Annotated in this window: 1 protein-coding gene; it reads left to right on the top strand. The window is 73.5% G+C overall.

Translation table 11 applies throughout. The features are described 5' to 3' along the window. Positions 1 to 178: 178 nt before the first annotated feature. Positions 179 to 11,983 (top strand): hypothetical protein (locus tag ACWCSV_RS34145; protein WP_451149083.1); only part of this gene is annotated, 11,805 nt, incomplete at its 3' end.

The raw sequence follows: 11,983 nt of genomic DNA, 5'->3' as shown, positions 1-11,983 counted from the left end.
GGGTGGCGGGGCCGGTTCCGAGGGGGGAGCGGTCGGTGGCCCGACTGCGGGGAACGCGGACATCACCCTCTCGGGGATACGTACGGACCCACGGGGGGTAGGTTCCGGTGCTCCTGCGGGAGGGACTGGAGCCACGTCGGCAGCCGCCGGGGATACCGGCGGCGGACGCATCTCGACCGTGAGCGAGCCCGGGACGGGCGTCGGCGAGGGCACCTCGGCGCTGCGGCCCGATGCCGGTGCGGGAGAGCAGAACAGTGCGCTGGTGTCGGTCGGGCCGGGGACCGGGGAAGCGCCGGTCGTGTCCGGGGTGCCGTCGTCCATGTCCGCCGCTGCGGCGGGGGCCGGGGCCGGTGTGCCTTCCTCCGCGTCCGCCGGCGCGCCCAGCGATGGCCGGACGGCGGGGCGGGAACCGGGTGAACCGCTGGCCGGCGTCGGTACCGGTGAGCCGGACGGTGTGCCGGCGCCGGAGGGCCAGGGGGCCGTCGAGTCGCCGGTCGTGACGGGCGCCGCGGCGGGGACCGGCATGCCGTCCGCCGTGTCCGGTACGGCTGCGGGTGAGGGCCGGGCGCAGCCGCGGGAGACCGGTGACACGCGACCGGTCGTGAGTTCGGAGGCCGCCGACGCGGCCGAAACGGGAGCCGTTGCGGCCTCGGAGACGCAGGCCCCCGAAGCGTCGCCCGGCACCGCTTCCCCCACCCCCGCCGCGCAGGCACCCGCGACGCCCGCTGCGGCGCGTACGGCCGACTGGGTCCGGCAGGTTCTGGGCGCGGACCGGGCTACCGAGACCGGGGCCGACGCCACGGCCCAGGACCCGTCGCAGACGTCCACCGTGACGGCGGACGGCGTAGGAGCCGCCTCGGAAGAGGCTCCGGCGAGGGTGGTGAGCGATCCGGGGCTTGCTCCGGTGCCGACGGCTCTCGGCCTGCAGCCCGATGGGACGGCCTCGGCCGGCGACGGCCTGCTGGGCGCGCTGGTCGGCGCGGGCCAGGACGGCCACCTCGCGGGTGGGGAAGCCATGCCCGCGCCGACGCAGGTACCCGGCCAGGCCGGGGAGCGGCTGGCGCATGCGCTCACCGCCGAGCTGGACCGGCCTGCCGGCGAGGGGCGTCCCCTGTGGGATGCCCTGGACGGGCGTGCGCAGGCCGCATGGGCCCAGGGCCTGGTGGGTGGCGGCCCCGCCCAGGCGCCCACCGTGTGGGGGGACGACCAGCGACGCGCCGTGGTCGGTGCGCTGCAGGCTTCCCAGAGCGCGCCCCAAGTTGCGGGGACGGGGCCCCAGGCCGCCGGCACCGGCACCGCGGCAGGCGAGGGGAACGCCCGGCAGCCGGCGCAGAACGTGCCGACCGAGGCGCAGCGCATGGCCACCGTGTCCGACGCGTCCTGGCAGGAGGACCTGGGGTCGCCCTCCGAGGACGCGGCGGATTCCGAGAGCGGGACGACTGGGTTCGACGACGACGCGTCCTCGGTGTCCAGCTACGTGAGCGACGACCTCTGGGACACCGGCAGCATCGCCACCGAGACCGACGCGACGACCGATGCCGGCGGACTCGGGATGCCCGGAGCCGGCGGTTTCCAGAACCAGGCAGCCGAGGGGACGCCGACCTTCTGGAACGACCTGAAGGCGGAGACCGACAGCACCCTGCGCGACCTCGGCATCGACCACACCGTCGACGTCAAGGAAGTGCGGGAGCAGTACGCCGCTCTGTCGTCCGAGGACCGGGCGCTCGCCCGCAACATGAGTGATCTGGCGTTCCGCATCGCCGCCCGGATCGCGGTTCCCGGCCGGAAGCTCGGTCTGCCGGGCGGTGCGACGCTCGCCGCCGACGACTTCACGCGAGGGTCCGACAGCGTCCTGGTCGCGGCGGCTTCCGAGTTCCTGAACCGGGACACCCCCGGGAAGGGCAAGAAGCGGGACAGGACCAGGGAGGAACTGGAGGTCGCGTTCGACCGGCACATCCAGACCGAGTCGGACCTGGTGGACGCCGTGACCGGGTTCGCCCGCTGGATCGACTACGTCCCCGACTCCGGGGCGCCGGAGGCGCCCGCCAGCCGTGAGCAGTACGAGGCGGCCAGGGACGCCTTCGACCGGGCCCAGCTGCGCCACGAACTCGCCGACGCCAGGCTGCAGTCCGCGCTGGAGAGCGCGGAGCGGGAGCAAGGGTCCCGCGAGCAGCAGGCCGCCCCCGCGCCGGCGGGCGGATCGGGAGAGGCGTTCTCCCGGGGCACCGATGCCCGGGGCGCCGAGCCCGAAGCCGCCGAGGACGAGTCGGCGGCGGTGGCCGCCACCACGGGTGCCCTGGAATCGTCCGATGCGGACCAGGCGCCAACGGCCGTCCCTGAGCTGGAGTCGGAGGCCGGGCCGAAGGAGCCGGAGTCGCAGACCCCGGAGACCCTCGCGACCCCACAGCCCCCCGTGACTCCGGAGACCCCGCAGCCCCCGGCGACTCCGGAGACGGCGGAGGACGTCGCCAACCCCCTGCCGGAGTGGCGGGAGGTCGCTTCGGAAGGTCCGGGCAACCGGCCTTATCGCGTTCAGGTGCCGGGCGGTCTGATCGAGGCCACGTCCGACGGCACCCGGCTGGCCCCCGACGGCTGGGTGGCCTACGGCAGCGATCTCCTGCACCTGGCCAGCGGCACGGTGATGGACGGTTCCGACGGCCGGCTGGTCCCCGTCCCGTCCGAATTCCTGGAGTACCTGGCAGAGTTCACCGCCGCACCGGGTCTGACCCTGAGCGTCGACGACCAGGGGCTGTTGTTCACGGGCGACGAGAAGGGACCGTCCCCGGTCCGGGTGGCCGTGGCCCCCCGGCAGCCCGACGGGCCCGGCGCCCGGACCGCCGAAACCGCCGACGGCGACCAGGACGCCACGGCGGCCGACGTCCGGGCGCGGCGTCCGGACGTCACCGAGGACCAGGTCCGTGACTGGGCCCGTAGCTGGGGCGTCTCCGAGCGACGGGTCGACCTCGCGCTCCGGCACCCCTGGTTCCAGCCGGGCGACCTGGACGCGCTCGCGAACACGCTCGCCCTGCCTACGGAGGACCGCGCGCGGTTGCTCGACCTGTCCGAGGAGATCGGGCGCGTTCCGACGGACATGGCCGCCCTGGCGGCCCAGTTGGACATGCACACCCCCGCCGACTTCCACCGGGTCGCCCTGGACCTGCGGATCGATCCCCGCCACCTGGCGAACCTGTTCGGCGACCGGCTGCGGCAGCTCGGCCGCGGCATGGCCGAGGACGCCGGCATCCTGGTCACCTCGGTCCGCCACGACCTGCGGAACACCTACCCCGAGGCCACGCACCCGCGCGAGCAGGCCTGGCTTCTGCATGTGGCGGCCCACCACGACATCCCCTGGCGCGCCTTCACCGCCGGTGGAGTCCTCGGCTACCTGCACGACCACGGACAGGAGGTCGGGCCCGGCTCGCTGCCTCACGACGCGACCCAGGTGGCGGAGCTGCTGGAACGCGCGCGTTGGGAGCTGCCTCCGGTGTCCGCGGAGTCCCTCGGGCACACGCCTCGTCAGCTCGCCGAGCTGGCACCTCGTATCGGCACCTCCAAGCACAAGCTCACCGAGGCCGCCGGGTACTGGTGGTTCCGGCCCGAGGAAGCACTCGGCCTGCGCCGCTCGCTGGGTGTCTCCAGCGGCGACCGGCTGCTGGAACTCGTCAAGGCGACCCACCGGGTCCCGACGGACATCGAGGAGCTTGCCCGGCAGTTGAGGATGCCGAACCCCAAGGACCTCTACCAGGTCGCCCGCGACCTGCGCGCCGACCCGCGGGACCTGATGACGCTGTTCGGCGACCGCCTCAGCGGGCTCGGCAGGCCGTCGGAGAGCGGGCGGGTCGAGACTCCCGCCCCGTTCGCGGCCGAGATCCGCGGCACGTTGCGGAGCAAGTACCCCACCTCGGCGGAGGACATCAAGGCCACGGCGTGGCTGCTGAGGGTCGCCACGCACCACGAGGTGCCGTGGGCCGACTTCGCTCGCGGCGGAGTGCTCGCGCATCTGAACGAGCACCGCGAGATCGCCGTGCCCGGCACGACACCGTACGACTCCGAGCTGGTCGGCGAGCTGGTGCGGAACGCCCCTCGGCAGCTGCGGCCGGGGCGCGTGCACACGGCTCAGGAGCTCAGCGGCTGGGGCGCTCTGCTCGGCTCCCCCGAGGTGTGGGTCCGCCACATGATCAGGCAGCCGTGGTTCGGCCTCGGCGCAGCGGCACGACTGCGCGGTCTGCTGGGCGTGCGCGACGGCAGCCGGCTCCTCCGGCTGGCCGACAGCATCGGCCGCGTCCCCATGGACATCCCGCGCCTGGCACGGCAGTTGGGGATGCGCGATGCCAAGGACCTGTACCGGGTGGCACACCTGCTCGGCGCCGATCCCCGCGACATCGCCAAGCTCTTCCCCGACCGGCTGACGGAACTCGGCCGAGGCGGTGCGCAGGACCGGGCCGACGCCCTGGCGGCGGAGATCGGCCGGGCATTGACCGGCGGTTACCCCGAGGCCGTGCAGGCCCAGGGCGGATCCGCCTGGCTGCTGAGGGTCGCGGCCCACCACGACATTCCCTGGAACGTCTTCACCACCGGCGTCCTGCCGTCCCTGCGGGAGTCCCGCGGCGCGATCGGCCCCGGCCTCACCCAGCCCGATTCGGCGCAGGTGGCACTGCTGGTGCAGCCGCCCGCCTACCGCAGGCCCCCCGCCTACTCCGACGGAGCCGATCTCCCGGCAGCGTCCGCCCCTGCGGGGGTGCCGGTGGAGTCCGACCGTGCCGCGCTCCCGGCCGAGGCGGTCGCCCCGCGAGCGGAAGAACTGCCCGCCTACGCCGAACCCGTGCGGCTCACGGACCTGGAGGCCTCCGCCTGGGCCGGGCGGTGGCAGGTGCCCCTCGACCGGCTCACGCCCCTCCGGCGGTACAGCTGGTTCCGGCCGGAGGCTGTCGAGGAGCTGCGCACGTCGCTGGGCATCACCAACGTCCGGCCCCTGCTGAATCTGTCCAACGTGATCGGACGCATCCCGACCGACGTCCCGGCCCTGGCCGTCGAGGCCGGCATGCGTGACCCGAAGGAACTCGTCGAGGTAGCCGCCGACCTCTGGGCGGACCCGCGGGACCTGATGACGCTCTTCCGGGGCCGGCTGACCTCCTTCGGACGCGTCGGGCCCGACGGGCGGACGGGGCGGCCTGCCGAGCTGGTTGCGGAGCTGAAGAGCGCCCTCGGGGAGCGGGTGACCCACGACAGGGAGCCCACCTGGCTGTACGCGGTCGCGGCCGCGCACGGCGTGTCCGGTGCCGACATCCTCAACAGCCGATTCGTCACCTTCCTGCGGAGCCGGAGAAACCCGCCGGTCATGACTCCGGTCGACGACGAATCGGTCGCCAACGCCGTGGACGACTGGTGGCAGTCCGGCGAGCGCTCCGGCAGGACCCGGGACGTGCCTGCCGCCGCGTGGGAGATCAAGCAGCAGCTCGCGTCGGGTCCACCGCCGAGGTCCGACGGTGCCGCGTCGGGTCCTGCGCCGAGGTCCGACGGTGCCGCCGAGCCCACCGGCATGCCTGTGCCCGCACCCGTACTCTCCGTGGACGCCCCGGCCGGCACCGACACGCCCCGGCGTCCCGCCCCGCAGCCGACGCCCGGCCCCGACCGACCGGTGCAGCAGCCGGAGGAGCTGGTGGGGTGGCTCAAGGAGCGGTTCGGCGACGGCCGGCAGGAAGACGTGTCCCTTCCGGCGGCGCGGACCGGCTCCGACGACGGGTCGCACACCGGCTCCGCGGACACCGGCCTGCCCACGGAAGTCACCCGGATGCTCCGGGTGCTGCAGAGGGAGCTCCCCGTGGGATGGGCCGGGCTGGTCCAGGGGGCGGGCGGACTGCTGAGGCCCTTCCTCGGCCGCCGGACCATGACGGCGGGGGAGGACGAGGGGAGCCGGCGGGCCGGGGCGCTGCGGCGCGAGGCACTGGTGCGGATCGCCTCCGCCCTGCACGCCTCGCCGGAGCGCACGACCGAGCTGCTGACCGAGGCCGGTAGCCGTCGGGACACGGCCGTGGCGTTGCCGGGCGGCGCCCCGCCGCAGAATCGGGCGAACACCAGGCGGTTCGGCCGCGCCCAGGCAGTCGAGCTCGCCCGCGCCGCCGTGAGGGTCGACGCGGCGGCTGCCGTGGCCGAGGCTCACTTCGTCCGCAGTCCCACGGCCGAGAGCGTGGCGGCCAACGACCTGGCCGGCTGGTTCATGGAGCTGGTGTCGCAGGCTCAGCTGCCGAGCCCGTTCGAGCCGTCCGCAGGCCTGGTCAGGATGTTCTCCGCCATCCGCGCCGACCGGCGCGGAACGGTCACCCCGGACGTGGTGACGTATCTGCACGAGCAGCCCGACCTGGTGGCGACGGTCGTCGACAATCCACGGCTCAGGGCGGGCGTGGTCACCCGGCCCGGGCTGGCACGAGTGCTGGGCCCCCACCCGAAGCTCACCAGGGAACTGGCGGCCGATCTGGACAATGCCTCGATCGTCGACGACGCGATGTCCCTGGTGAAGTACCCCGAGTTCGCCGCGGCGTTGGAGAACGACGCCGTGCTGCTGCGGCAGGCCGTGGGATGCCTCGGCCTGGTCGACGTCCTCGGCGGAGACCTCCTCCTCGTGCGCGCGACCGCGGATGCCCCCTGGCTGGTGCGCGCACTGAGGGAGCTTCCTCAGCTGAGCGAGGTGGTCCGGACGGCCGACGCCCCGCTGCCCCTTGTCAGAGCTCTCAAGGACAACGTCAATCTGCTGCTGGCGATCCGCGCGAGCCGGACGTACCCCGACGCCGCACCGGACGCCGCTCAGTTGGGAGAGGTGCTGAGGGACACCGGGTTGATCCGGGCGATGAACCGCTACCCCCAGCAGCTGTGGACCCTCTTCCGGGTGCCGGGCCTGCTCGCGGCAGCCCAGGAGGACCCGGGCGTGCTGGCCGTGCTGGACAGCGATCCCGAGCTCTCGGACGTGCTGACGGACAATCCGGCGCTGGCGACCCGGCTGGCACGGTCGCCGGAGCTGCTGCGGGTGGCGTTCGGCAACGGCGACCTGGCCGAGGCGCTCTCGTACGACCCCCGCCGGTTCGACGCCACGCTCTCCGAAACCGAACTCCGGCTGTTGCTGGGGACCGCGGCTCCTCTGCGGCAGTCCGCGCGACGTGAGCCCGGGGCCCAGGCGCGGCCCCTGCAGCGGCTGCTCGCCGACCCCCGGGTGCAGGCGGCGCTCCAGGGCCACAACGAACTCGCCACGGAGTTGATGAAGGCACCCGTCGTGGTCGACGCCCTGCTGGCGCGTCCGGAGCTGCTCCGGACGCCGCACGAGTACCGCAGGCTGTTGGCGCCCGGGAACGCCGCGCTGCGGTCCCAGCTCAAGCCGGGCTCTCCGTTGCTGGACCAGGGTGTCCTGCGGGCCCTGCTGCGCACCCCGCCGCTCACCAACACGGTCGCCCATGCGTTCAGCGTCGCCAACACCGCGGCCGCCGGCCCGGAGGACCCACGGCGGCGGTACGGCACGACGCTGGCCGCCCACCCCGGGATCCGGGACCTGGTGTACGCCGACACCGGCTTCCGCGAGTTCCTGGTCGCCTTCAACGCCATGATCGACCAGATCAACGGGACAGCGGGCTTCGGCGAGGCGCTGCGTACCGAGGGACGCTTCTCGGGGCTGATCAACCGCGACCCCTTCGTCCTGCAGCTCATCGGCGAGAACCCGCGCGCCCTGCCGGCTCTGCTGGCGAACGGCTCGGCTCTGCTGGAACTGGCCCTCGCGGCCCGTCACCTGATCGTTGCCCTGGGCGAGCGTCGCGGTCGGCTCGAGGACGCGGCGGCGCATCCGAGGCTGCTGCGTGCCCTGGCCTCGCACCCGAACGACACGACCATCTCACCGCACTGGGCACGGCTGTTCGGCGACCGGGCGCTCATGGAGGCTCTGGACAGCGAAGCGGGGCTGACCCTGGCCGGTGCTCTGGCGGCCGAGCCGGACCTGCTGACGGACGCACTCGGCCGGGACACGTTCGTCGAGGAGCTGAAGCGACCGGGCGGGCTCGACCGCTACGTGACGCTCAGCCGGACACCGGGAGCCCTCGCCGAGGCGGTGCGCGGCGAGGAGCCCAGCATCACCAGGAGCGGCGTCGCGGTGCCTGCCGGGCTGGCGGGACTTGCCATGGCGATCACCGCCCAGCCTGAGAGCGAAGCCCGCAGGCGGGTCGAGGAAGCGGTGGCGCGCGGTGATCTGGCCGCCCACCGACGTGCGGCCAAGGATGCCCTCCGGGCTCTGAAGGAGCGCCCGGAGCTGCGTGCGGCCATCGAGCGCGAGTTCGGCATCATCCTGGCGATGCTCTCGAACCCCGAGATGACGCCGACGCTGCTGAAGCGGCCCGAGTTGGTCGCCTATCTGGCCGACCCCACCACGGGTGCGCTCAAGGCGGTTCACAACCGTCCCGAACTCACCCGGGGGCTGCGGGAGAACGGCAGGCTCTACGTCCGGTTCATCAGCGAGCCCTATTTCGTCCAGACCCTGGGCAGTGACAGCAGCAGTCCCTTCGCAGAAGCACTAGGGCGGAACCGGGAGTTCATCCGCGTCCACGAACTCGGGGCCAATCTCCCGGTGAAACTGACCGGTGACAACATGTTCATCGTCGCGGCCAGTGAAGCCATCGCCGCGGCCGTGGTGGACGACAAGACGATGGGGGCGGGGCTCGCCGGGAGTCCCGGACTGGTCGAGAAGCTGTCCGACCTGTTCACCGACGAGAACGGCGGGGTCGTCACCGGCGTGCCGTGGGACAAGGCGGAGACGGTGGCCCGGCTGGTGGTGTCCAGCCCGGTCCTGATGCAGGCCCTCGCGGAGAACCCGGACCGGTTGGACGGCCTGGTGGAGTGGCCGGATGTCACTCGCGTGCTCGCGGAGAACGCCCACGTGCTGAAGACCAAGCAGGCGGCGGGCATGCTGCTGGACAACGAGCGGCTCGTCGCACGTTTCCATCTGCATCCCGGGCAGGCGGCGACGGTGCTGCGGACACCCGGTCTGCTGCTCGTGGCGAGCCGGTCGCCCCGGCTGCTCAGCGCGATGGCGGCGTCGGAACACGTGGCAGCTCTGCTGAAGCGCGAGCAGAGCGTGCGGACGCTGCTGTGGAACCAGCCGGAGGTGGTCGACGACCTGCTGCGGATGCCTGGACTGGGCCAAGCCCTCAGCGGTCTGCCCGGCCTGGTGGAGGCCATGAACAGCCGTCCGGCCGTCGCCGAGCGGTTGCGGGCCGATCCGGGCCTGCTCGCCGTGCTGCGGGCCCGTCGTACGCTGGTCGACGAGCTCGCCCGGGACACCGCGCTGTGGCGGGCCGTGACGGTCTCGCCCGCGCTCGTGGAGGCGCTGTCGCAGTCGGCCCGGGCCTTGCGGTATCTGCGTCGGCGCCCGGTGCTGGCCGGGGTCCTGGCATCGGCACCGGACGCGACGGCAGTCTCGGCGGCGCAGCTGCGGGCGGTGCTGTCGGACGACGAGCTGACCGCGTTGCTGGACGCCCAGCCGCGGTTGGCGGAGCTGGTGCTCGGCTCTCCGGAGCTGGCGGACCGCGCGGTGGAGGACGCCGGGTTCGTCGAGCGGGTGCGAGGGCTGGCCCGCGAGCGGGGCAGGCTCGAGGGCCTGTTGCAGGCGCCGGACCGGCTCCTGCAGGAGCTCGACCGGCTTCGGACAGCCTCCCGGTCAGCAGGGTCGGCCACCCGGCAGGTGACCGGGTCGGGTGCCCGAGGTGAGCGGGCCGTCCCGTCGGCCGGACCCGGGACGCAGGGGGCCGCCACGACCGTTCGTCCGGAGAGGGCGACGGTTCCTCGGGCACTCAGGCCGCTGGAGCGCGGGCACCGGGAGGTGCTGGCGGCACTGACCCGGGACAGGGAGGTGGTCGGCCTGCTGGAGGAGACGGGCCTGCTGGGCCGGGTGGTGGAGTATCCGGAGCTGGCGGCTCTGGTCGCGGCGTTCCCGGAGTTGGCGGAGGAGTGGCAGCCGGCGTCGGGGCGGGTGGACGAGTTCCGTTTCGACAGGTTCGCCGGCCGTGACGGTCTGAGCTGGGACCTGGAGCGGGACTTCGCCGCGTACGCGGACCATCTGGGCACGCTGGACGTGGTGTTGCACGGGGAGTCGCGCGGGTGGGTGCGGAGCGCGGTCGAGCCGGCGTGGCGGGCTGCGGAGTCTGCGCACCGCGAGGCGGTGGCCGCCGAGCAGCGGGAGCGTGAGGAGCGGCTGTCGGCCTTCCGCGTTCACCTGCCGGAGACGTGGGAGTACAGCGGGGACGTCCACTACGGCAACCGTCTGGCCGAGGGGTCTTTCTCGGCCGCGCAGCGCAGGACGCTGACGGCGCTGGCGCAGGGGGCGAGCCGTCCGCGGGAGCCCGCGGTGCGGGTGAACCAGGCGTTGCACGCGCATCTGGACGGGGGCAGTGGTGGTGTGTCGTTCGCGTACGTGCTGGGCGGCGACGGCCGGGTCGGACTGCTGGCCTACGGGGTGAGTTCGTCGCGGCAGGGCAACGACTACCGGTGGGACGGCAACGGCAGCACCCATGTGTCGGGCCCCCTGCGCCTGGAGGCGGTCGAGGACGCACCGCTCCTGCTCGCCTCCCAGCAGACGGTTCAGCGGATCGAGAGCGGCAGAGCGGAGAGTTCGGCCGCCGGCCCGGGCAAGCGAGCGAAGAAGGGGAAGGGGAAGGCGAAGACGGCCGACAAGGCCGGCGACAGCGGTCAGCAGGGCGCGTCGGGCCGTCAGGCAGACACCGCACCGGTGCAGCAGCCGGAGGAACTGGTGCGATGGCTCGGTGCGAGGTTCCGTACCGGGGCGGAGCCGGGACCGGCCGACGCTGAGCTGGACGGCGACGGGCTCACGCCGGAGGCCGCGCAGCTGCTCGCCGCGCTGAAGCGTGAGCTTCCCGCGGGCTGGGGAGACTTGGTCACCGAGGCGAGCGGTCTGCTGTGGCCGTTCGTCAGCGGACGGGCGGTGGCCCTCGGACAGGACGGCGGGAGCCGGCGTACCCGCGCGGCCCAGTACGAGGCGCAGGTGAGGATCGCCTCCGCCCTGCACGCGGATCCGCAACGCACCAGGGACCTGCTGGTCGAGGCCGGCCGCGGCCTGGGCGGGACCGCGGCGCGCCCCGGTGCTGCTCGCAACCAGGCAGGGGCGCCCCCTGTCTCCTTCGGCGCCACCGAGGCCCGTCGGCTCGCCCGCTCCGCCGTCGAGATGGAATCGGTGACCCTGGTCGCATCGGGGCTGTACACGCGGAACGCCGGTGTCGAGGCTCAGACCGTCGGCCAGGTGACCTCCTGGTTGACGGAGACGGTGCGGCAGGCCCGGGCCACGCGCGCGTTCGAGCCCACCGTGGAGATGGCCAGGCTGTTCATCGGTGTGGACGCGAGCCTCCGGGACGCCTTCCAGCCCGAGGTGCTGGCCTATCTGTCGGAGCAGCCGGACCTGCTGGCCCTCGTGAGCGAGTCCGGCCGCCTGAGGCCGGCCGTTCTCACACAGCCGGGCTTCGCGCAGTTCCTGAGCGCGTATCCGAACCTGATGGGTGAATTGGCTTCCAACGACACCGATGTGCCGCTGCACGAGCACGCGGCGTTCCTCATGCGGCACCGGGACGTCGCCGCGGCGCTGGAGTCCGACAGCGGCCTGCGTCAACGGGCCGTGAAGCGGATGAGCATGATCAGCCTCCTCGGCGGCAAGCTCCCCCTGATCCGGGGGGTCGGGCGCGTCTGGCTGGTGACCGCCGCCGTGACCGAGGTGCCGCAACTGGCCGAGGCACTGCGGACGTCCAGCTCTCCCATGGCCGCGGTCAGGGTGTTGACGGACAACCCCAACCTCACCCTGGCCATCCGCAGGAATCCGGACGCCGTTCCGGACGCCAAGCGGTTCAGGGAGCTGCTGGGCAGTGCGGGTCTGGTTCGTGCGATGTACCGGTATCCGCAGCAGTTGGCGACCGTGTTCCGGGTGCCTGAGTTGTTGGCGGCGGTGCAG

The sequence above is a fragment of the Streptomyces sp. NPDC001770 genome (assembly GCF_053596135.1).
The sequence above is the reverse complement of the archived record's forward strand: the minus strand, read 5'-3'. Positions and strand labels throughout refer to the sequence as shown.